The organism is Aeromonas sp. DSM 116730, assembly GCF_046581335.1.
In the GTDB taxonomy this organism is placed as follows: Bacteria; Pseudomonadota; Gammaproteobacteria; order Enterobacterales; family Aeromonadaceae; genus Aeromonas; species Aeromonas rivipollensis.
The window spans coordinates 726,701-751,922 of sequence record NZ_CP144265.1 but is presented as its reverse complement, the minus strand read 5'-3'; the positions used below and the strand labels follow the sequence as shown (position 1 = coordinate 751,922).

The 25,222-nt window shown below is 59.9% G+C and carries 28 protein-coding genes; 14 read left to right on the top strand and 14 right to left on the bottom strand.

Annotation, left to right across the window (positions count from 1 at the left end):
- Positions 1-8: 8 nt before the first annotated feature.
- The gene (locus tag Aeroheme_RS03670; RefSeq protein ID WP_168235777.1) at positions 9-356 is read left to right on the top strand and encodes a putative quinol monooxygenase; all 348 of its coding nucleotides are present in this window, start codon (positions 9-11) and stop codon (positions 354-356) included.
- 56 nt (positions 357-412) lie between these two features.
- On the opposite strand, the gene Aeroheme_RS03665 is transcribed toward Aeroheme_RS03670, so the two are convergent.
- The 3 genes from Aeroheme_RS03665 to hpt all read right to left on the bottom strand — a co-directional run bounded on the left by Aeroheme_RS03665 (position 413) and on the right by hpt (position 2,743).
- On the bottom strand, positions 413-1,186 hold the full coding sequence (locus tag Aeroheme_RS03665; RefSeq protein WP_025328198.1) for an ABC transporter permease: 774 nt from the start codon (positions 1,184-1,186) through the stop codon (positions 413-415).
- Positions 1,183-2,100: an ABC transporter ATP-binding protein gene (locus tag Aeroheme_RS03660; RefSeq protein WP_025328199.1), complete on the bottom strand. Its 918-nt coding sequence runs from the start codon at positions 2,098-2,100 to the stop codon at positions 1,183-1,185. The genes Aeroheme_RS03665 and Aeroheme_RS03660 overlap by 4 nt, the downstream gene beginning before the upstream one ends.
- Before the next feature lie 112 nt (positions 2,101-2,212).
- Positions 2,213-2,743: a hypoxanthine phosphoribosyltransferase gene (hpt, locus tag Aeroheme_RS03655; protein ID WP_025328200.1), complete on the bottom strand. Its 531-nt coding sequence runs from the start codon at positions 2,741-2,743 to the stop codon at positions 2,213-2,215.
- Between the two features lie 201 nt (positions 2,744-2,944).
- On the opposite strand from hpt, the gene Aeroheme_RS03650 reads away from it, so the two are divergent.
- Entirely contained in the window at positions 2,945-3,559 is a 615-nt protein-coding gene (locus Aeroheme_RS03650) for a TetR/AcrR family transcriptional regulator (protein WP_025328201.1), read from the top strand.
- A gap of 79 nt (positions 3,560-3,638) precedes the next feature.
- Here Aeroheme_RS03650 and Aeroheme_RS03645 read toward each other — a convergent pair whose 3' ends face one another.
- Positions 3,639-4,250, bottom strand: coding sequence for a flavin prenyltransferase UbiX (locus Aeroheme_RS03645; protein WP_392415141.1), 612 nt, complete (start codon positions 4,248-4,250; stop codon positions 3,639-3,641).
- Positions 4,247-5,611 carry a UDP-N-acetylmuramate:L-alanyl-gamma-D-glutamyl-meso-diaminopimelate ligase gene (gene mpl / locus Aeroheme_RS03640; protein WP_411166703.1) on the bottom strand — a complete coding sequence of 455 codons (1,365 nt, stop codon included), beginning with the start codon at positions 5,609-5,611 and terminating at the stop codon, positions 4,247-4,249. Before mpl ends, Aeroheme_RS03645 begins: the two co-directional genes overlap by 4 nt.
- Before the next feature lie 233 nt (positions 5,612-5,844).
- On the opposite strand from mpl, the gene ppa reads away from it, so the two are divergent.
- Positions 5,845-6,375: an inorganic diphosphatase gene (gene ppa / locus Aeroheme_RS03635; RefSeq protein ID WP_005329022.1), complete on the top strand. Its 531-nt coding sequence runs from the start codon at positions 5,845-5,847 to the stop codon at positions 6,373-6,375.
- 26 nt (positions 6,376-6,401) lie between these two features.
- Here ppa and Aeroheme_RS03630 read toward each other — a convergent pair whose 3' ends face one another.
- Complete coding sequence (locus Aeroheme_RS03630; RefSeq protein WP_193558498.1) at positions 6,402-6,752, bottom strand: hypothetical protein; 351 nt, start codon at positions 6,750-6,752, stop codon at positions 6,402-6,404.
- Positions 6,753-6,875: 123 nt separating this feature from the next.
- On the opposite strand from Aeroheme_RS03630, the gene Aeroheme_RS03625 reads away from it, so the two are divergent.
- The 8 genes from Aeroheme_RS03625 to Aeroheme_RS03590 all read left to right on the top strand — a co-directional run bounded on the left by Aeroheme_RS03625 (position 6,876) and on the right by Aeroheme_RS03590 (position 12,972).
- Positions 6,876-7,754, top strand: coding sequence for a hypothetical protein (locus tag Aeroheme_RS03625; protein WP_411166702.1), 879 nt, complete (start codon positions 6,876-6,878; stop codon positions 7,752-7,754).
- 220 nt (positions 7,755-7,974) lie between these two features.
- Positions 7,975-8,517 (top strand): YtfJ family protein, encoded by a 543-nt coding sequence (locus tag Aeroheme_RS03620; RefSeq protein WP_411166701.1) that lies wholly within the window; start codon positions 7,975-7,977, stop codon positions 8,515-8,517.
- A gap of 43 nt (positions 8,518-8,560) precedes the next feature.
- A complete protein-coding gene (locus tag Aeroheme_RS03615) occupies positions 8,561-8,851 on the top strand; it encodes a hypothetical protein (protein WP_411166700.1) in 291 nt (96 codons plus the stop codon).
- Positions 8,852-8,886: 35 nt separating this feature from the next.
- Complete coding sequence (locus tag Aeroheme_RS03610; RefSeq protein WP_411166699.1) at positions 8,887-9,465, top strand: DUF2796 domain-containing protein; 579 nt, start codon at positions 8,887-8,889, stop codon at positions 9,463-9,465.
- Positions 9,466-9,469: 4 nt separating this feature from the next.
- On the top strand, positions 9,470-10,156 hold the full coding sequence (locus tag Aeroheme_RS03605) for an ABC transporter ATP-binding protein (protein WP_234689801.1): 687 nt from the start codon (positions 9,470-9,472) through the stop codon (positions 10,154-10,156).
- Between the two features lie 79 nt (positions 10,157-10,235).
- Positions 10,236-11,483: an ABC transporter permease gene (locus Aeroheme_RS03600; protein ID WP_411166698.1), complete on the top strand. Its 1,248-nt coding sequence runs from the start codon at positions 10,236-10,238 to the stop codon at positions 11,481-11,483.
- A gap of 33 nt (positions 11,484-11,516) precedes the next feature.
- On the top strand, positions 11,517-11,990 hold the full coding sequence (locus tag Aeroheme_RS03595) for a DUF3299 domain-containing protein (RefSeq protein WP_411166697.1): 474 nt from the start codon (positions 11,517-11,519) through the stop codon (positions 11,988-11,990).
- Between the two features lie 133 nt (positions 11,991-12,123).
- A complete protein-coding gene (locus tag Aeroheme_RS03590; protein ID WP_411166696.1) occupies positions 12,124-12,972 on the top strand; it encodes a TIGR03899 family protein in 849 nt (282 codons plus the stop codon).
- Positions 12,973-13,659: 687 nt separating this feature from the next.
- Here the strand turns inward: Aeroheme_RS03590 and Aeroheme_RS03585 are convergent.
- Positions 13,660-13,995, bottom strand: a complete 336-nt coding sequence (locus Aeroheme_RS03585) for a hypothetical protein (RefSeq protein ID WP_411166695.1) — start codon at positions 13,993-13,995, stop codon at positions 13,660-13,662.
- Between the two features lie 547 nt (positions 13,996-14,542).
- Between Aeroheme_RS03585 and Aeroheme_RS03580 the strand changes: the two genes are divergently transcribed.
- Entirely contained in the window at positions 14,543-15,262 is a 720-nt protein-coding gene (locus Aeroheme_RS03580) for a hypothetical protein (protein WP_411166694.1), read from the top strand.
- Between the two features lie 261 nt (positions 15,263-15,523).
- Here Aeroheme_RS03580 and cysC read toward each other — a convergent pair whose 3' ends face one another.
- The 5 genes from cysC to cysG all read right to left on the bottom strand — a co-directional run bounded on the left by cysC (position 15,524) and on the right by cysG (position 21,889).
- The gene (cysC, locus tag Aeroheme_RS03575; protein WP_411166693.1) at positions 15,524-16,117 is read right to left on the bottom strand and encodes an adenylyl-sulfate kinase; all 594 of its coding nucleotides are present in this window, start codon (positions 16,115-16,117) and stop codon (positions 15,524-15,526) included.
- Between the two features lie 159 nt (positions 16,118-16,276).
- A complete protein-coding gene (locus Aeroheme_RS03570; protein WP_163137670.1) occupies positions 16,277-18,001 on the bottom strand; it encodes an SLC13 family permease in 1,725 nt (574 codons plus the stop codon).
- A gap of 4 nt (positions 18,002-18,005) precedes the next feature.
- Positions 18,006-19,433 (bottom strand): sulfate adenylyltransferase subunit CysN, encoded by a 1,428-nt coding sequence (gene cysN / locus Aeroheme_RS03565; RefSeq protein WP_411166692.1) that lies wholly within the window; start codon positions 19,431-19,433, stop codon positions 18,006-18,008.
- 11 nt (positions 19,434-19,444) lie between these two features.
- Positions 19,445-20,353, bottom strand: a complete 909-nt coding sequence (cysD, locus tag Aeroheme_RS03560; protein ID WP_163137668.1) for a sulfate adenylyltransferase subunit CysD — start codon at positions 20,351-20,353, stop codon at positions 19,445-19,447.
- A gap of 105 nt (positions 20,354-20,458) precedes the next feature.
- On the bottom strand, positions 20,459-21,889 hold the full coding sequence (gene cysG / locus Aeroheme_RS03555; RefSeq protein ID WP_411166691.1) for a siroheme synthase CysG: 1,431 nt from the start codon (positions 21,887-21,889) through the stop codon (positions 20,459-20,461).
- Between the two features lie 198 nt (positions 21,890-22,087).
- On the opposite strand from cysG, the gene Aeroheme_RS03550 reads away from it, so the two are divergent.
- The gene (locus Aeroheme_RS03550) at positions 22,088-23,011 is read left to right on the top strand and encodes an SPFH domain-containing protein (RefSeq protein WP_025328220.1); all 924 of its coding nucleotides are present in this window, start codon (positions 22,088-22,090) and stop codon (positions 23,009-23,011) included.
- Complete coding sequence (locus Aeroheme_RS03545) at positions 23,008-23,463, top strand: NfeD family protein (RefSeq protein WP_106885852.1); 456 nt, start codon at positions 23,008-23,010, stop codon at positions 23,461-23,463. The genes Aeroheme_RS03550 and Aeroheme_RS03545 overlap by 4 nt, the downstream gene beginning before the upstream one ends.
- An 82-nt stretch (positions 23,464-23,545) precedes the next feature.
- Here the strand turns inward: Aeroheme_RS03545 and Aeroheme_RS03540 are convergent, their stop codons facing one another.
- Positions 23,546-23,779, bottom strand: coding sequence for a hypothetical protein (locus Aeroheme_RS03540; RefSeq protein WP_025328222.1), 234 nt, complete (start codon positions 23,777-23,779; stop codon positions 23,546-23,548).
- 309 nt (positions 23,780-24,088) lie between these two features.
- Positions 24,089-25,138, bottom strand: coding sequence for an oxidoreductase (locus Aeroheme_RS03535; protein ID WP_290029014.1), 1,050 nt, complete (start codon positions 25,136-25,138; stop codon positions 24,089-24,091).
- Positions 25,139-25,222 lie beyond the last annotated feature (84 nt).

The window sequence follows — 25,222 nt, the reverse complement described above, 5'->3', positions numbered from 1 at the left end:
AGAAACAGATGTCCAAGAAGGTTTATTGCATCGCCCAGTTCCAGCCCAAGCCGGGCAAGGAGCAGGCCCTGTTCCAGGTCTTGCAGGGGCTGGAGCCCAACACCCTGAGGGAAGACGGCTGCCTGCAGTACAGAGTCACCCGCCATATCCCCAGCCCCTTTGCCGAGGGGGAGAGCTTCCCCATCGTCTTCAACGAGATCTGGCAAGACATGGCCAGCTTCGAGGCCCACTGCCAGCGCGCCGAGATCAAGGCCTTCTTCGAGCGTTACTGTCTGGCTGAAGAGGGTCTGGCGGCCAAGTGGAACGTCTGCGTCTACAGCGACGAGCCGGCGGACTATGATGCCCCTGCCCTCTGAGGCAGATCCTCAGCACATAAAAAGGCGCCTTTCGGCGCCTTTTTCATGGTTGCAACTCAGTGGCGCAGCCCTGTACCCCGGGAGATCAGCCACCAGGCCAGCCCGTAGAGGGCGACGATGAAGCCGATGATGATGAGGTAGGCGGTGCCGAGCGGCACGTCGGAGATGCCGAGGAAGCCGTAGCGGAACGCGTTCACCATGTAGATGATGGGGTTCACCTGAGAGACCCCCTGCCAGAACGGCGGCAGCAGGCTGATGGAGTAGAAGACCCCCCCCAGATAGGTGAGCGGCGTCAGGATGAAGGTCGGGATGATGCTGATGTCATCGAACGACTTCGCGAACACGGCGTTGATCAGCCCCCCCAGGGAGAACAGGATCGAGGTCAGCAGCACGGTGAAGCAGACGCTGAACAGATGGTGGACCTGCAGCGGCACGAAGAACAGCGAGACCAGGGTGACGATGAGACCGACACAGAGACCCCGGGCCACGCCGCCGCCCACATAACCGGCGATGATGATGTAGTTGGGCACTGGTGCCACCAGCAGCTCCTCCACGTTGCGCTGGAACTTGGCGCTGTAGAAGGAGGAGGCGACGTTGGAGTAGGAGTTGGTGATGACCGACATCATGATGAGGCCGGGCACGATGAACTCCATGTAGCTGAAGCCCCCCATGTCACCGATGCGCGACCCTATGAGGTTGCCGAAGATGACGAAGTAGAGGCTCATGGTGATGGCTGGCGGCACCAGGGTCTGGATCCAGATCCGGGTAAAGCGGCTCACTTCCTTGGCCAGTATGCTCTTGAAGGCGATGTAATAGGTCATGGGATTCATGCTTTGCGACCCTCCTCTACCAGGTTGACGAACAGCTCTTCCAGCCGGTTTGCCTTGTTGCGCATGCTCAGCACCTGCACCCCCTGGGCGGAGAGCTGCTCGAACAGGCTGTTGAGGGACTGGCTCTTGTCCAGCTCCACCTCCAGGGTGTGCTCATCCTGCATGCGACCGTTGAACTCGGGCAGGGTCGGCACCTGGCTGCCGGGCACCAGATCCAGCAGGAAGGTCTCCCGCCCCAGCTTGCCGAGCAGGTTCTTCATGCTGGTGTTCTCGATGAGGCGCCCCTTGTCGATGATGCCGATGTTGCGGCACAGCATCTCGGCCTCTTCCAGGTAATGGGTGGTGAGTATGATGGTGACACCCTGCTCGTTCAGATCCTTGAGGAAACTCCACATGGAACGACGGATCTCGATGTCCACCCCGGCGGTCGGCTCATCCAGGATCAGCAGCCTGGGCTCGTGCATCAGGGCGCGGGCTATCATCAGCCGGCGCTTCATGCCGCCGGAGAGGGTACGGGCCGCCATGTCGCGCTTGTCCCACAGATCGAGCTGGCGCAGGTACTTCTCGGCGCGCACCTTGGCCTCGGCCCTTGGCACACCGTAGAAACCGGCCTGGTGGGTGACAATCTGGCTCACCTTCTCGAACTGACTGAAGTTGAACTCCTGGGGCACCAGCCCGAGCTGGGCCTTGGCCAGCTCCAGATCGGTGTCGATGTCGTAACCGAACACCTTGACCTTGCCGGCACTCTTGTTCACCAGCGAACTGATCACGCCGATGGTGGTGGACTTGCCCGCCCCGTTCGGGCCGAGCAGGGCGAAGAAATCTCCCTGCTTGACGGTGAGATCTATGCCCTTGAGGGCTTCGACGCCCCCCTGATAGGTCTTCTTCAGACCGCTGATTTCCAATGCGTTCATTGCAACCCCTGTGATGGATGAGCCCATCTCGAGACAGAAAAGGCGGCTTTAGCGCCGCCTGAAGACAGTCGATGGCGGGCGGCCAAGCTGCCCTGCCACGTCCGAGCCTTGCTTACTCTTGCGGAACTACCTTGCCGATGAAGGGCAGATTACGGTACTTCTGGGCGTAGTCGATGCCACAGCCCACCACGAACTCGTCCGGGATGGCGAAGCCAATCCAGTCCACCGGCACCTGGACCTCACGACGGGACGGCTTGTCCAGCAGGGTGCAGATGGCCAGGGATTTAGGTTCGCGCAGGGAGAGGATCTCGCGCACCTTGTTGAGGGTGTAACCGGTGTCGATGATGTCCTCGACGATCACCACGTCCTTGCCTTTGATGTCGTCATCCAGATCCTTGAGGATGCGCACGTCACGGGTGCTGTGCATGCCGGAGCCATAGCTGGAGGCAGTCATAAAATCCAGGGTGATGGGCAGCTGGCACTGACGGCAGAGATCGGCCAGGAAGACGCAGGAGCCGCGCAAGAGGCCAATCATCACGACTTCATCGGAGCCCTGGTAACGGGCGGTGATCTCTTCACCCAGTTTGGCGATCCGGGCGGCGACATCAGCCTCGGAGATCATCACCTCGACGTTGTGTTTCATCACATACTCCAATAATGGCCAAAGGGTTATTGGCCGTTCATTAACATCAAAACCGATGATTCTACCACTCCAACCGGAAGGCGTCAGGCATACGTGATGCTTTTATCGGCTTATTTTAATTGATAGAGTTAGCAAGCCTTCGGGCATTATCGGTGACAATACTATAAACACCATAATCAATAACTATTAGATGAAAAAACTATGGAACCACGCGCAGAAATAAGACGTCGGACCCGGCTGTCGCCGGAGGCTCGTCGTGATCAATTGATGGAATGTGCCATCGAGGTATTTTCCCGTCGCGGCATTGGCCGTGCGGGACATGCCGAAATTGCCGAGCAGGCCAAAGTCTCGGTTGCCACCGTGTTCAACTATTTCAACACCCGTGAAGATCTGGTCGATGAAGTGCTGGCCGAGATTGAAGGCTTTGTGCAGCAGATCCTCGAGCAGGCGTACAACGGCCAGGGCTCGGTCAGGGACAGCATCCACCGCCATGTGAAGCTGTTTGTTGATGCCGCCTATGACAAACCGGACCACGCCAGCATCTGGCTGGAATGGAGCTCGTCGGTACGGGAAGAGGTCTGGCCCCGTTACACCCGCCTGCTGGACAAGGCGCTGGAGCGCATCGCCCCCCACCTGCAAGCGGCCATGGACAGTGGCGAGATCCAGAGCGTGTTGTCGGCGCAGGATCTGGCCCGCTCCCTGACCGGGTTCGGCTACGTCATGATGCAGATGATCAATCAGCCACAGCGCCCGAGCCGGGAAGAAGTGACCGATTTTCTGTTCAAGTACGTGACGGCCCCCCTCCAGGTGGTCTGATCCTCCCTGCCAATAAAAAGCGGCGCCGGACTGTTCAGGTCGGCGCCGCTTTTGTTTGCCTCTCTTTCGTCTCACAGACTCAGGACTTGGCATAGCCCCAGCGCTCGGTCAGCGCATGCTCGACCCCCAGATGATCCAGGATGCGGGCGACCATGAAGTCCACCAGATCCTCGATGCTTTTCGGCTCATGATAGAACCCCGGTGCGGCGGGCATTATGGTCACCCCGAGCCGCGCCAGTTTCAGCATGTTCTCCAGATGGATCGCCGAGAAGGGGCTCTCGCGGGGCACCAGAATGAGCTGGCCGCGCTCCTTGATCACCACGTCCGCCGCCCGCTCCAGCAGGTTGTCGGAGGTGCCGTTGGCGATGGCCGAGACGGTGCCCATGGAGCAGGGACAGACCACCATCTGTTTCGGCGCCGCCGAGCCGGAGGCCACAGGCGAGAACCACTCCTCCTTGCCGCAGGCGACTATCTGCCCCTCTCTGGCGCCATATTGGCGACAGAGATAGGCCGACAGCTCTTTCGGCGAGCCTGGCCACTCCTGCTGCTGCTCGGTCTTGAGCACCACCCGGGCGGCCGAAGAGGCGAGCAGATAGACCTGATAGTCCGCCTGCACCAGACACTGGAGCAGGCGCAGGGCATAAGGAGCGCCGGAGGCGCCGGTCAGCGCCAGGGTGATCTGCTTGTTCATGATGTGCCTTGCTTGAGGCGGGCGATCAGCTTGTCGTGAATGCCGCCGAAGCCGCCGTTGCTCATGATCAGAATATGATCCCCCGCGCGGCTCTCGGCCACCAGCCGGTTGATCAGGGCCTCCAGATCGTCAAACACCTGAGCCGGACGCGTCATGTGGGCGGTTACCTCGCCAAGGTCCCAGCCGATGTTCGCCGGCTGGAAGAAGAACACCTCGTCGGCGCCGTCGAAGCAGCCAGCCAGCTCCTCCTTGTGCACCCCCAGTTTCATGGTGTTGGAGCGGGGCTCCAGCACCGCCAGAATGCGGGCCTTACCGACCTTGGCACGCAGGCCGCCGAGGGTGGTCTCGATGGCGGTGGGGTGGTGGGCAAAGTCGTCATAGACGCTGATGCCCGCCACCTCGCCCTTGAGCTCCATCCGCCGCTTGGGGGACTTGAACTGGCAGAGGGCGGCTATGCCGTGCTCCACCATGACACCGGCATGGCGGGCAGCGGCGATGGCCATCAGGCCGTTGTTGACGTTGTGCTCGCCTATGCACTCCCAGTGCACCTCGCCCTGCTTGACCCCGTCAAGCCACACCTCGAAGACGGAGCCGTCATCGGCCAGCTTGACCGCCTTCCATTTGGCGTCGTCCTGGCCCACCAGCTCCACCTCGCTCCAGCAGCCCATCTTGCGCACCGCGGTGAGGTTGTCGTCGGCCTGGGGGAAGAGCACCCGGCCGTTGCTCGGTACTGTGCGCATCAGGTGATGGAACTGGCGCTGGATGGCGGCGAGATCCGGGAATATGTCCGCGTGGTCGAACTCCAGGTTGTTCATCACCAGGGTACGCGGATGGTAGTGGACGAACTTGGAGCGCTTGTCGAAGAAGGCGCAGTCATACTCGTCCGCCTCGATGACGAAGAAGGGGGCTGAGCCCAGGCGGGCGGAGACAGGGAAGTTACCCGGCACACCACCGATGAGGAAGCCAGGTGCCAGCTTGGCGTACTCCAGCACCCAGGCCAGCATACTGGCGGTGGTGGTCTTGCCATGGGTGCCCGCCACGGCCAGCACCCAGCGATCCTGCAACACATGCTCCAGCAGCCACTGGGGGCCGGAGATGTAGGGCAGATTGCGATCCAGCACATACTCCACGCAGGGGTTGCCACGGCTCATGGCGTTGCCGATCACCACCAGATCCGGCGCCGGCTCGAGCTGGGAGGGGTCATAGCCCTCGGTCAACTCGATACCTTGCTGCTCGAGCTGGGTGCTCATGGGGGGATAGACGTTGGCATCCGAGCCGGTGACTCGATAGCCCAGCTGTTTCGCCAACACCGCCAGACCACCCATGAAGGTGCCGCAGATCCCGAGAATGTGAATGTGCATACCGCTGCCTTTTCCAGTAAGGGAGTGCGCATTCTAGGGTCTCTTGACCCGGTGGCACAAGCCGCGACCATGACCAGAGCGCAGCCAGGCCCGGCAAGGCGACAGAAATCGGACTGCCTCAGGCGACGCGACATCCACCAGCACGCGCCCATGCCCGCGAAATATGGTCATTTGACGGGACATCGCTATAATGTCGGCCTGCAAACTTGACTCCAACACTCAAAGGAAACGTCATGAGCCTGAACCTGGTACCGGCTGGCAAGAGCCTGCCTGACGACATCTACGTCATCATCGAAATCCCGCAGAATGCCGACCCGATCAAATACGAAGTCGACAAGGACAGCGGTGCCATCTTCGTTGATCGCTTCATGTCCACCCCTATGTTCTACCCGTGCAACTACGGTTACGTGAACGCCACCCTGTCCCTGGACGGGGATCCCGTCGACGTGCTGGTGCCGACTCCCTACCCGCTGCTGGCCGGCTCCGTCATTCGCTGCCGTCCGGTCGGCGTGCTGAAGATGACTGACGAATCTGGCGAAGATGCCAAGATCGTGGCCGTGCCGCACTCCAAGCTGACCAAGCAGTACGATCACATCCAGGATGTGAACGACCTGCCCGAGCTGCTGAAAGCCCAGATCCAGCACTTCTTCGAGCGCTACAAAGAGCTGGAAGCGGGCAAGTGGGTCAAGGTGGAAGGTTGGGGCGACAAGGCCGCCGCCGAAGCTGAAATCCTGACTTCTGCCGAGCGTTACGCTGCCAAGTAAGCGTCTCCCTCGCAAAAAAAGGCGCCTTATGGCGCCTTTTTTATTGGCCGTTGCGGGGACTGGCCGGGGGGATCCCCCTGGATATAGAGGTCGCGCCCGTTCTGCCGATAGGGGCGGTAATAGTTGTCACCACAGCGATACTCCTGCCCGGCGCCCCCCACCAGATCGCAGTTGACCGGCAGCACCTCCAGCCACTTGACGGCCTGCTGGAACCGCAACCACTCCTGCCATTCATGTTCCCGCGCCAGCTGATCCCGCAGGGCGAAGGTATCTGCCGTGGACATGCCCTGATTGACGATCACCTGACCCGCCTGTGCCGGCAGAGAGAGCAATATCAGCAAACACATTGAAACAGGCTTCATGGTTATTTCCCGCATGACTTATTTCCCTGATTAAATTTAAAGCTGGATCAGTTAATTACCAATATCGTCATCACTAGACCAATCCAAATTCCGTCGGCTCACCTAGTTGTTTAGTATCATCCAAGCAGGATGCACACCATGAAACTGGCACAAGGCCTGATGTGGAGTCTACTCTTCGGCTCCGCGGCTATGGCCAACGAGGTCAACCTGAGCTGGCAGTGGCAATCAGCCGACGGTCAACGCAAGCACCTGCAACTGAGTACGGACGAGCGGGTCCTCTCGGCCAGCCGCCACGAGATGACGCTGCTCGATGCCTCACTCAACTACCCGCTGGAGACTCTCTACTCCTACATCAGCCCCAGGCTCTACAACAGCATCAACCAGATCAACCAGAACAGCCCGGAGACGGCGACCAAGTTTCGCAATCTGGAGCAGGCCTTCACCCTGCATGACGACAGCCTCGAATCCACCCAGTTCTGGCAGGCCTATGAGCAGTATCAGGAAGATGCCTTCTACGAGATGCGGGTGCAGCCCTGCGTGCACCCGGCCAATCGCCAGCTCCCCTGCGTGAGGCCCAACTACTCCCAGCTGTTCTACCAGTTCAAGGGGGATCTCAAGCCCCTGGCCAGGCAGTTCTCGGCCAAGGATCTGGCCACCAGCGTCAACCTGTTGCAGGAGTGGTTAAGCGCCATCCCCACCCCGCCCGAACAGATGGATCACTTCGCCCCTCCCCTGCAGGCCCTGCAGGACAACAAGGCCGACAGCGACGAGAAGGCGCTGCTGATGGCCAGCCTGCTGGCCGAGCTGGCACCGCAATACAACCTCAGCATCATCTATCCGGGCATCAGCATCGGCAGCGTCTCGCCGGCCTGGCTCGCCATCACAGCCGACAGCGGGCTGGAAGGGGATACCCTGGTGATAGACAACCAGCGCCACGTGCTGCTGACCGGCTCCCCCCTGCTTGCCCAGCAGATGACCATGGCCCAGATCCCCCTGATCAGTGAGCCACTCTACTGAGTCCACTGCCAGAGTATGTGGGTAAGCGGTTGATTTTTATCGACTCCATGCCATCCTTGCCGCCCCCATTCGCACGTTAATGGGCAGATTGCTTCTGCGACCGGATCAATCCTCGCGTTTATTTAACACTTTTTAAACAGATCCGATCAGTTTAGGATGTGGGTTGTCCCATTCCCTCGATCCCAAAATCGTTATAACATAACAAAGGAGTGTCATACGGATGAAACATCTCGTACTTACCCTGGTGCTGCTGCCAACCCTGGTTCTGGCCCACAACATCAAGGAGTCGGCCCAGGTGCCGCTGGTCAACATCGGCGACAAGGGCGAGCTTGTGCTGAAAGAGAAAGAGATCAGCTACCAGCCCTGGCAAAGCAAGGTACTGACCGGCAAGGTCTTTCTGATCCAGCATATCGCGGGTCGCTCCAGCGCCAAGGAGCTCAATGCCCCCATGATAGAGGCGATCAAGGCGGCCAAGCTGCCCCATGACAAGTACCAGACAGTCACCATCATCAACAGCAATGACGCCATCTGGGGCACCTCCGGTTTTGTGAAGAGCAGCGCCGAAGACAGCAAGAAAGAGTTCCCCTGGTCCACCATGGTGCTGGATGCCAAGGGCATGGCCCGCAACGCTTGGGATCTGGCGCCGGAGAGTTCGGCCATCATAGTGCTGGATAAAGAGGGCAAGGTGCTGTTTGCCAAAGATGGCCAGCTCGATGCCACCGAGATAACCAAGGTGATGGGGCTCATCCAGTCCCATCTCTGAATCAGAGAGAAGGGCGCTGATGGCGCCCTTTCCATAAGGGTCTATGGGTCGTTCCACGTTGACAATCTGGGTGTTGCTGCTGGGCTGGTTGTGGATGCAACCGGCGCTGGCACAGCACCCGCTTGAAGCCGACCTGCCCGACCATAGCCATGCCTGCACCCTCTGCGCCCTGCATCTGGATGGCAAGCTGGCACTGACCCCGACCCCCTTTGTCCCCACTCCGTCTTCTGCCATAGCGCTGTTTATCGGCGCCCCCCTGCCGAGTGTCACCCCCACCACCGCAGGCCATAGCCGCATCAGAGCCCCGCCACATCTTCATTGTTTCTTCCGTTGAATCAGTTTCTTATCAATTTTTCAAAAGGATTAACGATGAAAGCAGTCACCCTGTTGCTGGCCGCAGCCGCCTTTGGCGCCCAGGCAAATCACGACGAACACGAAAGTCACAGCCATGGCGCCCACGAGCACGGCCACGGCCACCTCAATCTGGTGGTCGACGGCGACCAGCTGATGATCGAGTTGCAGGCCCCCGCCGCCGATCTGGTGGGTTTCGAGCACGCCGCCAAGAGCGATGAAGAGAAGGCGCAATACGCCAAGGCAGTCGCCCGCCTCCAGCAGCCTGACGCCCTGTTCCGCCTGGACCCGGCCGCAGGCTGCAAGCTGACCCAGCAAGCGCTGCAGGCCGCCAAGGAAGAGCATGACCATGACCATGACCATGACCATGACAAGGCTGCCAGCGACGAACATGAACACCATCATGACGAAGCGGGTCACGCCGATCTCGGAGCCATGTATACCTACACTTGCGCCACTCCGGCCAAGCTCAATGGCCTTGAGGCGACCCTGTTCAGCCTCTATCCGAGCCTTGAGAAGCTGAGCATGCAGGGGATACTGCCCACCGGCCAGACCGCGGCCGAGCTGACCCCGTCCGCCAACAAGCTGAGCTGGTAACGCCATGAAAAACGCCGTGGTTGAGATCCGCGATCTGGCCTTTGCCTGGCCAGGTGGCGAGGCTGTACTCGATCTGCCCGCCCTGCGCATCTGCGAGGGGGAACGGGTGTTTATCAAGGGGCCGTCGGGCTCCGGCAAGTCCACCCTGCTCGGCTTGCTGGCCGGGATCCAGACCGCCAACCACGGCACCCTGGAGGTGCTGGGCCAACCATTGGCCCGGCTCTCCGGCCGTGCCCGTGACCACTTCCGGGCGGCCAATCTGGGGTACATCTTCCAGCAGTTCAACCTGCTGCCCTTTTTATCCGTGCTGGACAACGTCACCGCCGCCCTCACCTTCTCCCCCGAAAAGCGCGCCCGCCTGCAGGGGAGCCCGGAACAGGAGGCGCGCCGCCTGCTAGGGGAGCTGCAACTGCCGGACGAGGCGCTGCATCGTCCCGTTCACGCCCTCAGCATCGGCCAGCAGCAGCGGGTCGCCGCCGCCCGGGCGCTGATCGGCTCACCGCCCCTGGTGATCGCCGACGAGCCCACCTCGGCCCTGGATACCGACAACAGGGGCGCCTTCATAAAGCTGTTGTTCGAGGAGTGCGACAAACAGGGCTCGACCCTCGTCTTCGTGAGTCACGACCCCTATCTGGAGCCCCTCTTTCCCCGGGTGGAGAACCTGCAACTGCTCAACCGGAGGGCCGCATGATGACAGCCGCAAACCAGCGCCTCTGCCCGGCCAGCCCCGCAAGGTTAGGTAAACTACAAGCTAAAAAACGGAGGGCATCATGCTGAAACTTGCCCTGCAAAGTCTCTGGGCCCGACGCCTCACCGCCGGGCTTACCCTGCTGGCCGTTGCCATCAGCGTCACCCTGCTGCTCGGGGTGGAGCGGGTGCGAATGCAAGCCCGGGAGAGTTTCTCCAACACTGTCTCGGGTACCGATCTCATCGTCGGCGCCCGCTCCGGTCAGGTGAACCTGCTGCTCTACTCTGTGTTTCGCATCGGCAACCCCACCAACAACGTGGGCTGGGATTCCTATCAGGCCATCAAGACAAAACCTGGCGTCGCCTGGACCATCCCCCTCTCTCTGGGTGACTCCCACAAGGGGTTCAGGGTGCTCGGCACCAACGGCGACTACTTCACCCATCTGAAGTACGGCCAACAGCAGTCGTTGCAACTGCGCGAAGGACGGCCGTTCGACACGCCGTTCGAGGCTGTGCTCGGCGCCCAGGTGGCACAGAAGCTCGGCTACCAGTTGGGTCAATCGATCGTCATCGCCCACGGCGCCGGCAACACCTCCTTCAGCCAGCACGACAACCTGCCGTTCAAGGTGGTGGGAATACTGGCACCGACCGGCACTCCCATAGATCGCACCATACATGTGCCGCTGGCGGGGATAGAGGCGATCCATCTCGGCTGGGACACCGGCCGTCACAGCAAGAATGTGACCCCGGAGCAGGCGCTGGCACTGGATCTCACCCCCAAGACCATCACCGCCTTTATGGTGGGGCTGAGCAACCGCATTCTGGCGTTCCAGCTGCAGCGCAGCATCAACACCTACCCCAGGGAGCCGCTGATGGCTATCCTGCCCGGGGCCGCCCTGCAGGAGCTCTGGAGCCTGATGAGCGTGGCGGAAACAGCACTCTCGGTGATCGCCGGCTTCGTGGTGGTGGCGGGCCTTATCGGCATGCTGACCACCCTGCTGGCGGGGCTCAACGAGCGGCGCCGCGAGCTCGCCATATTGAGATCCCTGGGCGCGGGCCCCTCCCACCTCTTCCTGTTGCTGGCGCTGGAGGCGATGGCGCTCACCACCCTCGGCATCGCCCTCGGGGTGGCCGTGCTCTATCTCGGCCAGGGGCTTGCCACCCCCTGGCTGCTCAGCCACTATGGCCTGCAACTGAGCCTGAGGCTGCCGAGCGCCTACGAGTGGCAACTGCTGGGGCTGGTGTGGCTGGCGGGCATGGTGATAGGCCTGCTGCCCGCCGCCCGCGCTTACCGCTACAGCCTGAGTGATGGCATGAGCATTCGTATCTAGCGACATGCCTGCATAAAAATGAGAGAAGGACAGATGATGAAGTGGAAGATAGTGGCGCTGCTGGCCAGCCTGCTGGTGCTGCCTGCCATGGCCGCCGATTACAAGACCATCGACTGGGATGTGCTGATCCCGGAAGGGGAGAAGCTGCTGCCACCGCCCCAGGTCAATCACGAAGACCCCATGTCGGTGCCGCAGCCGGTGGGAGGCGTCAACAAGAAGCTGGACAACCAGGAGGTGCGGATCCCCGGCTTCGTGGTGCCGCTGGAGGGGGATGCCAAGACCATCACCGCCTTCCTGCTGGTGCCCTACTTCGGCGCCTGCATCCACGTGCCGCCGCCCCCCACCAACCAGGTGATCTACGTGAGCTACCCCAAGGGGGCGCCGGTGGATGATCTCTGGGACGCCATCTGGGTCAAGGGCAAGATGCACACCGTCAGCTCCAGCCACGAGATGGCGACCGCCTCCTACTCCATGGAGGCGGTCGAGGTCAGCATCTACGAAGAGTAAGCCACGCCGATGGCCTCCTGCGGGAGGCCATTTTTTTATCCTGAGCCCGCTGACGTCGTCCCCGCCTGAGGGATTGTTCATGGGCCAGGTTGGAGTAACATTCAACACCAGACCCTGCGATCACGGAGCCAGCATGGCTGACCTGCCCCCCAAGAAAGAGAGTGCCATCCTGAGCAGCCAGGAGCAGACCCTGCGCCTGGCCCGCAGTCGCGGCATAGACGGCATGCTGACCCGCAACAGCGACAGCACCTTCGAACAACGCGCCACCTTCCGCCATCTGGCGGATCAGGCCGCCCGTCAGCGCAATCTGGAAGCCATCATGGTGATGGCCGCCCGCCACTGCGAAGAGACGGCGGCCGGCGGCGAGATGGACAGCGACTGGCTGACCCGCTTCCTGCAACTGGCCGAAGACATCAGCATGGTGCCCATGCAGCAGCTGTGGGGGCGGATCTTCGCCCTGGAGGTGGCTACCCCGGGGCGCTTCTCCATCCGGGCCCTCAACACCCTCAAGGAGATGACCCAGCGCGAAGCCCAGCTGTTCCAGCGCATCTGCGCCCTCTCCTGCCACTACGAGGGCAGCGACGAACAGCGCCTGCTGCTGGGCATGCACAAGGGGGCTGGCCTGCTCAGCCGCGCCAAGGTCACCCGCATGGGGCTTGGCAAATACCGGGTCCCCTACAGCGCCCTGCTGCTGCTGTGCGATCTCGGCCTGATGCACCGCGGCGAATTGGAATCCGGCCCCCTGCCTGCGGACGGGGTCGAGCTGGCCTTCGGCAATCAGCGCTGGCGCCTGCGCCAGCGCCAGAGCAACCTCACCCTGCTCTATTACCGCCTCACCCCCATAGGCAACGAACTTGCCCTGCTGCTGGAAGAGCCACCCCTGGAGGAGTACCTGCAGGACTTGAAGACACTGCTCTCGACCAACCTGCAGATAGAGACCCTGATACTGGCCCCGGCCGGCGAGCCTGATCTCCCCAGCTGATCCCGGCGGGCGCCCCAGGCTTCCTCCTGACTGCCCAGCGGCCGACAAAGGCCATGGGCCTGGTATGGTCACAGATACCGGGCCCATGGGTATGACAAGGTCAGCGTGAGCGCGACTCATTTCTTGATCTTGCCCATAAATCCCCCCTCTCCCGCTTCCCACATCAGCCCCGTCCGATAACATAGCCGCTTGGCAACCCTCTTGTCGGAGTCACCCATGAGCCAGACCAGTGCAATATTGCAGGTAAAAAGCAGCAGACTGGAGGCTGTCATTCAGAGGCACTAGCGTGGTTTTTGTAGGTTGGCGCAGAGCGTAGCAAAGCCCAACAGACGAGCATTATCACGTCAACCAGAGCGGGATAAACATCGATTGGGTCGCTCGATAAAACAAATTTGCAGATACGTTTCGCAGTAAACGTTGGGCTTCACTTCGTGTAGGTTGGCGCAGAGCGTAGCGAAGCCCAACAGACGAGCATTATTACGCCAACCAAAGCCGGATAAACGTGGATTGGGTCGCTCGGTAAAAAAAATTTGTAGAAATATTTCGCGGTAAACGTTGGGCTTCACTACGTTCAGCACCAACCTACGATTTTTAGCCAAACATACGAGATAAAATTCTCAGTTTCTTCATAGAAGATACTGGTCTGCACCCTACTTAGTGAACTGGGCGTGATTCAATCATCATTTATCAGTATAAATAGCATCTGGCTTCATATATTTCACTGCACACTTTGATGAGCTCCCTTAAGTCTTGATTTTTTGTGCGAGAAATAAAACTATCTTTCTCAACTTGAAGCAGTGCCCTATCGTATTTTTTCACCATAATTTTATTTACGTCATCGATGGTTGCTTTTGCCCATTCGGCCTTACTTTTATTTCCATTTTTTATGTATATAGGCTCACAGCGTTCTGCATTATATAGTGCATTTAAAACTAATGAGTCATCAAATGATATTTTGGCAGAATGAACGGTTCCCACTATCGAAAATGTCAGTGTCAAACTAGTTAAGATTTTATTAAACATTATTTAAACTCCAAAATCATTTAAGGGGCTCAGGTATGAGGGTTAACTTAAGCCCAAGACCATTGGATAGCGTAACAAAGCGTAATCGTTCGCGAATAATGAAACCAATAGTATGTGAATGACGTTAGTGACGAAGAAAACTGAAGCAGAAAAGAGAAGCGGATCAACTTATTTCTTTTGCGATCACACTACTCCAGTTCGGGATCTACGCTAAGGTGGCAACATACTTTGTTACATCAAACAACAAGTGATTTTTTCTCATTACACATACCAATCGAGAATAAATAACACTCAGATTAACTTTATGGCGTGACTGTTATGTATGCAATTAGTTAGCATCGAATTGTGTTTGTTAATGCCTTGCTGCAGCATGCTTTTCTAGGGAGGGGGTGACAAGCACCATCAGCTAAGACACTGGAACATATCCATTTTAGCTCAATAACTTACCGAAAAATATTATTCATTTCAGGCGATCCATCCGCACCTTCCCTAATTGCGTGACTGCGGAGCATGGGTAAACAGGTATTTTATAAGGCCCTGTAGATGCATGCCCATTCAGCCATGGTTAAGCTTAGCGGATACAAAATATCAATATAGCAACTATTATTTGGTAACGAAAATGAAAATTATATGCTTGGTAGTGATTGCGACTTTTCTTTCGGGGTGTTCCTCCATAGCCGCGGAACCTAAAATAAACGCTATCGCTGGTGATATGTGTCTGAGTAAGGATCGTGGAGCCAAGCTAACAAATGAAATAAAACTGAGTTACCGTGATGTGAATTATGCAAAGTGCAGATATGAATACAATACGAAGAAGACTAAATTTTCTCACATAGCTGACCTTACAGAGAGCCCATACACAACACATAAATATAACGTTTATCTATATGATAATAAATTTTATAAAGAGGGGTATGACCACCTCCTAAAAACCGCAATTGACGACAAGCTTAGAGCTGAACAAAACAAAATAGATCAGGAAAAAGCGATTGTTCAAAACAACGATCCTGACTATATAAAACAGCAAGAAGCTGAAAAAAAGAAACAGAAAAAATACGATAACGTTTGCTGGAGTTTTTATAAAGATATGGCAAGAACCACCACATTTACTGCCAAACAAGTTACTTTAGCCAGGCCTATGTATACTGGGGCCTTCCTCTGTGTCGCACAGGGCACTCTCAAAACACCACATGGTAATGTGTTTTCGCAGGTTGAATTGACAGGAAACCCCAGCAACGGTGTCTATGAATATAAAGATCCAATTTAATTGTTAATAGGGTATATGGAAATCAGGACCGTAGGTTGGGCTGAGTTTTACGAAGCCCAACACTCGAAAGCTTATTCGCGGTAAAAGTTGGGCTTCGCAAGCTCAGCCACAACCTACGCCGGAGTTTGGGTATCCATGGTTTTTATCGCCGCATAGCGGCTTGAAGAATTATTTTTCCTTATTGCTTTTTGACGCTGAATGAGAATAAACAAGGGGGCAAACGCCCCCTCTGATAGAAACCCTCGGTATCAGTAATCAACCTCAGTCGATCAAACCCCGCTGCCGCAGGGCCGTCAACAACTCATCCACCAGCGCAACGACCGGTTTGCTGGCGTTCAGCAGATGGATTTCCGGCTGCTCGGGCGCCTCATAGGCGGAGTCGATACCGGTGAAGTTACGGATCTCTCCCGCCCGCGCCTTCTTGTAGAGTCCTTTGGGATCGCGCTCTTCACAGACGGCGAGTGGCGCATCCACAAACACCTCGACAAACTCGTCGGCGCCCAGCAAATTGCGCACCAGATCACGCTCGGCACGGAACGGCGAGATAAAGGCGGTGAGCACGATAAGGCCCGCATCCACCATCAGTTTTGCCACTTCGCCGACCCGGCGGATGTTCTCCTGACGAGCGGCATCGTCGAAGCCGAGATCCCCGCACAGGCCGTGGCGCACATTGTCCCCATCCAGCAGATAGGTGTGCTTGCCTTGCGCGGCCAGCGCCTGCTCCAGTGCTCCCGCCAGGGTGGACTTGCCCGCCCCGGAGAGCCCGGTAAACCAGATTACCAGGGGCTTCTGTCCCTTCAGCTCGGCCCTGCTCTCTTTGTCGACGGCATGGTCGTGCCACACGATATTGCTCATCCAACACTCCTTGATTGGCGCTCACGCCTCAAAACTGAAACTGTCCGCAACCACGGGGAGCCGACTCGGACTGTCAGCCGACAACGTGCTGATGCCATGGTATTGCTCATTCAAACTCCTTGCGAGGCATCAGGGCCCCAAAACGAAGAGGGTTGCGCCTTAAAACGGAAACAGCAGGGGCACCATGACTATCACCCCCAGGCTGTAGGCCAGGGAGACAGGCACCGCCAGCTTGAGGTAGTCCGGCATCTTGTAGTTGCCCGCCGCATAGACCATCAGGTTGGTCTGGTAGCCGTAGGGCAGTATAAAACTGGAGCTGGCCCCGAACAGCACCGCCAGAATGAACGGCATGGTGGAGACATCCATGCTGAGCGCCAGCTGGTAGCCCATGGGGAAGGCCAGGGCCGCGGCAGCGTTGTTGCTCATCAGCTCGGTCAGCACCAGGGTAAACAGATAGATGCCGATAAAGGCGATGAGGGGGCTGGAGCCGTTGAACTCCCCCATCAGCCAGTCGGCAATCAACCTGGCCAGGCCGCTCTTCTCCAGCTGATCGGCGATGGCCAGCGCCCCGCCCACCACCAGCCAGATGTCCAGCGGAAAGCGGCGGCGGATCTCGTCCAGAGTCAGGATGCGGGAAAAGAGCAGCACCACCAGCATCACCAACAACCCCTTGAACAGCGGCACCAGATCGAACACCGACAGTGCCAGCACCCCGAGAAAGCCCAGCACCACGGCGGCGCTGCGCTTGCCATCGAGCCGGGTGGAGGCTTCGAGCCCGCTCACCACCACGAACTCCCGGGAGAGGGACTTGTTGCCCGCAAACTTGGGGCCCGGCGCCAGCAGCAGGGTGTCGCCCGCATGCAGCTCAATCTGGCCGAGACCGCCGGTGAGCTGGGTCTCGCCCCGGCGCACCGCCAGCACCACCGCATCGAAGTGGGTGCGAAACTCCGCATCCTTGATGGATTGCCCCACCAGCCGCGAGCTGTGGCTGACGATCACCTCCACCAGGTGCTGGCCGTTGAGGCGGTGCTGGCCGTAGAGATCCAGCCCCTTGAGCTCCTGCAGCACGCCGACGCTCTCCACGTCGCCGCAAAACAGCAGCATGTCCCCCTCGTGCAGCTCGTGTTCCGGCTGCACCGGGCAGATCACCTGATTCCCGCGAATGATCTCGGCAAGATAGAGGCTTTTCAGGCTGCGCAGGCCGTTCTCCTTGACGCTGCGCCCGGCCATGGGGGAACCGGCCCCCACCTTGGCCTCGAGAAAGTAGCCGGACTCACGGCTCATCTCTGTGTCCTGCTCCGGCAGGTGGCGGGCAAACAGCAGCACGGCGACCAGGCCGGTCAGCAGGGTTCCCGCCCCCACCATGAAGAAGTCGAACATGCCGAGCGGCGGCGCCCCCATCTTGATGAGGAAGCTGTTGACGATGAGGTTGGTGGAGGTGCCGATCAGGGTCAGCACGCCGCCGAAGGTGGCGGCGAAGCACATGGGTAGCAGCAGCCGGGAGGGGGCATGGTTAGGGTTGCGCTTGACCGCCCCCAGCATGGAGGCCACCACGGCGGTGTTGTTGACGAAGGCCGACAGGAAGGCGGTGGAGAACCACACCTTGACCAGCACCTTGTTGAAGGAGCCGGTGCCCACCAGGTTGGCGAACCAGCTCATGATCCGGGTCTTCTCCACCGCGAGCGACACCAGCAGCAGCAACACCAGGGTCAGCAGGGCGCTGTTGGTGTAGCCCGCCACCACGGCGTTGATGTCCGCCAGGCCGCTCAGATAGGTGATGAGCACGGCGCCCGAGAAGAGCAGCGCCGGCCGGAGTTTGCCCTGGATCAGCAGGGCGACGAGGGCAGCCAGCAGACCCAGCACCAGGGATTGTTGCCAGGTCATGGGCTTACTCCTTGCCGGAATCGTTGCTGATGGTCAGCGCCTGCCAGTGCGGGAAATGCTTGCGCACCAGGGCGTTGAGCTCGATCTCGAACTCGCTGTACTGCCCTGCCACCGCTTTTGCGGCCAGCCCTTCCACTATCATGCCCGCGCCCACTGTGACGTTGGTCAGCCGGTCGATCAGGATGAAGCTGCCGGTGTCGCGGATATCCGCATAGGGGTCGAACGCCACCGGGTCGGTCAGGCTGAATTCGCACAGGCCGATCTCGTTGAGCTTGAGCTCGGCGGCCGGCAGCTCGTCCAGCTTGTTGATCTCGATGCGATGGCGAATGGCCTCCACCTGGCCACGGCTCTTCTTGGTGGCCAGCTTGACGTCGTAGACCCGGCCCGGTTGCAGGGACTCCTCCCCCATCCAGACGATGTGAGCCAGCACGTTCTGGGTCACCTGGGGCTTTTTCGCCGCATCCACCAGCAGGTCGCCCCGGCTGATGTCGATCTCGTCCGCGAAGGTGACCGTGATGGCCTGACCCGGCAGGGCGTACTCCAGATCCCCGTCAAAGGTGACGATGCGGGTCACAGTGCTCTCCTTGCCGGACGGCAGCACAGCAAGCCGGTCGCCGACCCTCAGGATGCCGGAGGCCAGGGTGCCCGCGAAGCCGCGAAAATCCAGGTTGGGGCGGTTCACGTACTGCACCGGCAGGCGCACCGGGTGGCGTTCCAGCTCGCGCTCCACCTCGGCAGACTCCAGCAGGGAGAGCAGAGTCTCGCCCTGATACCAGGCCAGCTTGTCGCTTTGGTTGACCACGTTGTCACCGTCCAAGGCCGAAACCGGCACTATGTGGATGGTGTCGACGCTGAGCTTCTTGGCGAACTCGCGGTACTCCAGGCTGATGCGATCGAACACTTCCTGGCTGAACTCCACCAGATCCATCTTGTTGACCGCCACCACGAACTGCTTGATGCCGAGCAGGCTGGCGATAAAGCTGTGGCGACGAGTCTGATCCAGCACCCCTTTGCGCGCATCGATCAATATGATGGCGAGATCGCAGGTGGAAGCCCCGGTGGCCATGTTGCGGGTGTACTGCTCGTGGCCCGGGGTGTCCGAGATGATAAATTTGCGCTTGGCGGTGGAGAAATAGCGGTAGGCCACGTCTATGGTGATGCCCTGCTCACGTTCGGCCTGCAGGCCATCCACCAGCAGTGCCAGATCGAGTTTCTCACCCGTGGTGCCGAGCTTCTGGCTGTCGGACTCCAGCGCTTTGAGCTGATCTTCATAGATCTGCTGGGAGTCGTGCAGCAGGCGACCGATGAGGGTGCTCTTGCCGTCGTCCACGCTGCCGCAGGTGAGAAAGCGCAGCAGGCTCTTGTGTTGCTGGGCGTGCAGGTAGGCTTCAATGCCCTGTTCACTGATGGCGGTCTGAATATGGTTGTTCATGATGCGATTCCTTAGAAATATCCCTGACGCTTCTTCTGCTCCATGGAGCCGGCCTGATCGTGGTCGATGAGCCGCCCTTGCCGTTCGCTCGAGGTAGTGAGCAGCATCTCTTCGATGATCTCGGGCAAGGTGGTGGCATTGGATTCGATGGCCCCGGTCAGCGGGTAGCAGCCCAGGGTGCGGAAACGCACCAGCTCCTGCTTCACCTCGTCTTCCGGGCCTATGGGCATGCGCTCGTCATCCACCATGATCTTGATGCCGCTGCGCTCCACCACTGGGCGCATGGCCGCGAAATAGAGCGGCACTATGTCGATGTTCTCGAGATAGATGTATTGCCAGATGTCGAGCTCGGTCCAGTTGGAGAGCGGGAACACACGGATGCTCTCCCCCTTGTTGACCTGGCTGTTGTAGACACGCCACAGCTCCGGGCGCTGGTTCTTCGGATCCCAGCGGTGGGACTTGTCGCGGAAGGAGTAGACCCGCTCCTTGGCCCGGGACTTCTCCTCGTCACGGCGGGCGCCGCCAAAAGCGGCATCAAAGCCGTATTTATTGAGCGCCTGCTTGAGCCCCTCTGTCTTCATGATGTCGGTGTGCTTGCCGCTGCCGTGCACGAAGGGGTTGATGTCCATGGCCAGGCCATCCGGGTTCTTGTGGACGATGAGATCCAGCCCGTACTTCTTGGCGGTCTCGTCCCGGAAGGTGATCATCTCCTTGAACTTCCAGTTGGTGTCCACGTGCAGCAAGGGGAAAGGGATCTTGCCCGGATAGAAGGCCTTGCGGGCCAGGTGCAGCATGACGGAGGAGTCCTTGCCGATGGAGTACATCATCACCGGGTTTTCAAATTCGGCAGCCACCTCGCGGATGATATGGATGCTCTCGGCTTCCAGCTGCTGCAAGTGGGTCAATCTTTCACGGTCCATGTCTGGGTCCTCGGTTCATTGCTATCGCGCCTGCTCGGGGCGCGGTTCTGGTTCAGTTCGGTGCCGCCTTGGCCACACCGTCAAATCGATTCGGGTCGCCGCCCTTCAGGCCAGGCTCACCAGCTTGAGTTCGTGGCGGCTCGCCTCTGTCTCGGCCTGTTCGCCACCCTGCTCGCCAAACCAGGCGAGTTGCTTGCGCAGGGCCACCACCTCGCCGATGACGATAAGGGACGGGCTCACCGCCTGCTCGGCCAATACGGCCAGGTCAGCCAGGGTGCCGGTCAGCACGCGCTGACGGGCTGTGGTGCCCCGCTCTATGATGGCGATGGGGGTGCCCTGGCCTCGGCCATGGCTCACCAGCTGTTGCTGGATGTGCTCGGAGCGCATCAGCCCCATGTAGATGACCAGGGTCTGGTTGGTGGCGGCGAGCTGCTGCCAGTCGGGCTCCTTGCCCTCTTTCTGGCAGTGGCCTGTGATGAAGACGGCGCTCTGGGCATGGTCGCGGTGGGTGAGCGGTATGCCCGCATAGGCGGTGGCGCCGGCGGCGGCCGTGATGCCGGGCACCACAGAGAAGGGAATGCCCTCTTCTGCCAGCACTTCCAGCTCCTCGCCGCCGCGGCCGAACATGAAGGGATCCCCCCCCTTGAGCCGCACCACACGGTTGCCCGCCCTGGCGTATTGCACCAGCAGGCGATTGGTCTCCTCCTGGGGCACGCTGTGGGCACCGGCCTTCTTGCCGACCGACACCAGGGTGGCGTCACGGCGCACCAGGTCCAGGATCTCAGGGGAGACCAACTGGTCATAGAGCACCACTTCGGCCTGTTGAATCTGTTGCAGCGCCTTGAGGGTCAGCAGGCCAGGATCCCCGGGGCCCGCACCGACCAGCACCACCTCGCCCACTTCGCTTTGGGCCTTGTCGAGCCCCTCATTGAGCCAGCGTTCGGCACTCTGCCAATCCTGCTTTTCGATAAGCCCTGCCAGGGTGTTGGAGGCAAATGCCCGCTCCCAGAAGCGGCGGCGATCGGAGAGAGAAGCGAGCACCCGCTTGGCCTTGACCCGCACCCGGCCCGAGAGCTCGGCCAGTCCACCCAGATGGCGGGGCAGCAGGCTCTCCAGCCGCTCGCGCAGCAGACGCACCAGCACAGGGGACTTGCCGCCGCTGGAGACGGCCACCATCAGGGGCGAGCGGTCGATGATGGATGGGAAGATAAAGCTGGAGCGCTCGGGGTCGTCCACCACATTCACAAAGAGCCCGAGCTGGTTGGCGCTCTGATAGACGAGGGCGTTAACCTCGAGGCTGTCGGTGGCAGCCACCACCAGGATCTGACCGGCTAGATGGGCCGGGTCGAAGCGAGCCGCCACATGGGTGAAACGACCGGCGAACTCATGGATTTCGGGCTCGAGTTCGGGGGAGACCAGGGTCAGCCGGGCACCTGCCGCCAGCAACAGGCGCGCCTTGCGCAGGGCAACCTCGCCCCCGCCCACCAGCAATACCGGGCGGCCTTCCAACCTGGCAAACATAGGTAAATAATCCATCAGGGCCCACTCCTCGGCATACGACGACATCTGGGGCGACTATAGGCAGGAGTCCTTATCCCTCAAAATAATAAAAAATGCTCTTTAATGCGTTTTAGTAATTAGCAAAACCATGTCGTGGCAAAGGGAAGCGAATGTCCTTGTGGTGGTTCGCACCAGACCCTAGGCTAGTGAAAGTGTTTCATAAGGAGCTTTACCATGAATGAGTCATTGATTGTGCTGGGGATCTTCGTGTTCCTAGTGCTGGCCACCCTGAGCGCGGGCATCAAGATAGTGCCCCAGGGTTTCAACTGGACTGTGGAGCGCTTCGGTCGCTACACCCGTACCCTCTCCCCCGGTCTCAACCTGCTGATCCCCTATGTGGACAGGGTCGGCCACAAGATCATCATGATGGAGCAGGTGCTGGACATCCCGGCTCAGGAGGTGATCTCCCGGGACAACGCCAACGTCACCATAGATGCCATCAGCTTCGTGCAGGTGGTGGATGCCCGCAAAGGGGCTTATGAGGTCAACGATCTCACCAGCGCCATCCGCAATCTCACCATGACCAACATGCGGACAGTGCTGGGCGCCATGGAGCTGGACGAGATGCTCTCCCAGCGCGACACCATCAACGAGAAGCTGCTGCGCACCATGGATGCGGCCACCGCCCCCTGGGGCATCAAGGTGACCCGCATCGAGATCAAGGATGTGCGCCCGCCGCTGGCCCTGGTGGAAGCCATGAACGCCCAGATGAAGGCCGAGCGGCAGAAACGGGCCGAGGTGCTGGAAGCCGAAGGGGTGCGCCAGTCCAAGATCCTGAAAGCGGAAGGGGAGAAGCAGTCCCAGATCCTCAAGGCCGAGGGTGAACGCCAGGCCGCCTTCCTCGCCGCCGAGGCGCGGGAGCGTGCCGCCGAAGCGGAAGCCAAGGCGACCCATATGGTCTCCAAGGCCATCGCCGAGGGGGATATGCAGGCCATCAACTACTTCGTGGCCCAGAAATACACAGAGGCGCTGGCCCGTATAGGTGAAGGGCCCAACAGCAAGATCATCATGATGCCGCTGGAGGCGGGCAGCCTGATTGGCTCGGTGGCGGGCATGGCCGAGCTGTTCAACAAAGATGGCAAGGTCGGCAAGTCATGACAGCCCTGTTCGAGGGGCTGACCCACTGGCACTGGCTGGGGCTCGGCTTCGTGCTGCTGGCCATCGAGGTGCTGGGGTCGGTGGGCTTTCTGCTCTGGACCGGTATAGCCGCGCTAGAAGTCGGGCTGATCCTGCTGCTCTGGCCCTTCGGCTGGCAGGCCCAGCTGCTGCTGTTTGCGGCGCAGTCCCTGGTGACCACCTGGGCCTGGTGGCGCTGGCAGCACAAGCGCGACCGCTCGAGCCGCGATGCGGCCGCCCCCATCAACGAGCGGATGCAGAGCTATCTGGGGCGGGAGCTGACCCTGCTGGATGAGGTGAGCCAGGGGACCAGCCGGGTGCATCTGGATGACACCGTCTGGACTGTGCGCTGCCCTGTGCCGCTGCCGGCAGGCAGCCGGGTCAAGGTGGTGGGGGCCGACTCCCACATACTGCTGGTGGAACCGCTGCCCTGACTGGGCAGCATCAGCCCCACAGTGGCCATAAAAAAACGGGCCCGGCGTTACCGCCGGGCCCGTTTTTTTATGAGGTGCAGGCTTAGTTGGCCTTGGCATCGCTCACAGCAGCTTCTGCCTTGGTGGCCACGTCAGCAGCAGCCTTCTCGACGGTAGCAGACGCTTCGGAAGCAGCCTTCTCTACGGTAGAGGCAGCTTCGCTAACAGTTGCAGCAACGTCGGCGGCCGGAGTAGCAGCCGGAGCGGCGGCTTCTTCTTTCTGACCACAGGCGGTCAACATCAGACCCAGGATACCGGCTACCAGTACTTTGTTCATGTGCATACCCTCAAAAAAAGATGGAGAGATGGTGTCAATAACCATCACTGTGCGTCTTCGCTCCCGGTAAAACAGCGAGCCACCGGGAGTCAGGAGGCGCGCGAAATATATCCCCATATGCGGCCAATGAAAACGCGTATCACAATGATATTTTCTCGTTGGCTAGATAAAAAGAACTACTGCAACGACAAATATTAATACAATACGCCTTTATTGACGCAATACAGCACGATTAAACACCAACAAGAGAACGATTGTCAGTCAATCGTTGCCATTTCGGCAGCCGTCACCCAGATAGTGAAAGTGACCTCAGTCAGACAGCTTCTGACAAATCAGCCGCCGCCCCTGGCTGTCGCTCTCTCTGGCCAGATCCAGCAGCGCCATCACCGCCAGGGCCTCCACAGCGGGCACAGGGTTGCCCGCCTCCCCCCTGATGGCGGCGCAGACACCGCGGTAGTAGGCGCCGTAATCCCCGGCCTCCCCGCTCACCGCCTGCACCAGGGGCTGCCCCTCCACCATGCGGCTGAGCTGGCCGGGTTCGGGATCCAGGCCCCAGTTCGCCGCGGGCGGGCGCAGGCCGAGCTTGAGCTGCTCCTCCTGCACATCCATGCCGAACTTGATAAAGGATCCTTCGCTGCCGTGGATGACGAAGCGCGGCATGGTGGCAGAGACCAGACAGCTGCCGTGCAGTATCACCCGAAGCGCGCCGTAGCCCAGCACCACGTGGAAGTAGTCATCGCTCAGTGCCCCAGGGCGCTGGGCGGCCAAATCCGCCTGGATCCAGTCAGGCTGGCCGAAAAGCTGCAACGCCTGGTCCAGGATGTGGGGACCGAGATCGAACCAGAGCCCGGAACCCGGGCCGCCCGCCTCCCGCCAGCGCTGACGGACTTCGGGGCGGTAGCGATCGAAATGGGATTCAAACTGAGCGATCTTGCCCAGCGCCCCTTCCGCCACCAGGCGGCGTACCGTGAGGAAGTCCCCGTCCCAGCGTCTGTTGTGGAAGATGCTGAGCAGCCGCTGCTGCTTCTCGGCCAGCTCGACGAGCGCCTCGGCTTCGGCCAGATCCAGCGCGAACGGCTTGTCGATCACCACGTGCTTGCCCGCCAGCAGTGCCTGACGGGCGATGGGGGCATGGGTATCGTTGGGGGTCGCTATCACCACCAGATCGACAGTGCTGTCGGCCAGCACCTCGTCCAGCGAGCCGACGCGGCAGCCGGGCAGCTCGGCCTGCACCTTGGCGGCATCCCGACTCACCACCCAGCGCAGGGCAAGCCCCGGGGTGCTGGTCAGGAAGGGGGCGTGGAAGGTCTGTCCTGCAAAGCCGTAGCCCACCAGGGCGGCGTTGATTGTCTGACTCATGGGATTCTCCGCTGAACTGTCCAATATGATAGGCACCTGATGATAGGCACCTGGCGAGGTTGCGCCCAAAAAAGAAGGGGGCCT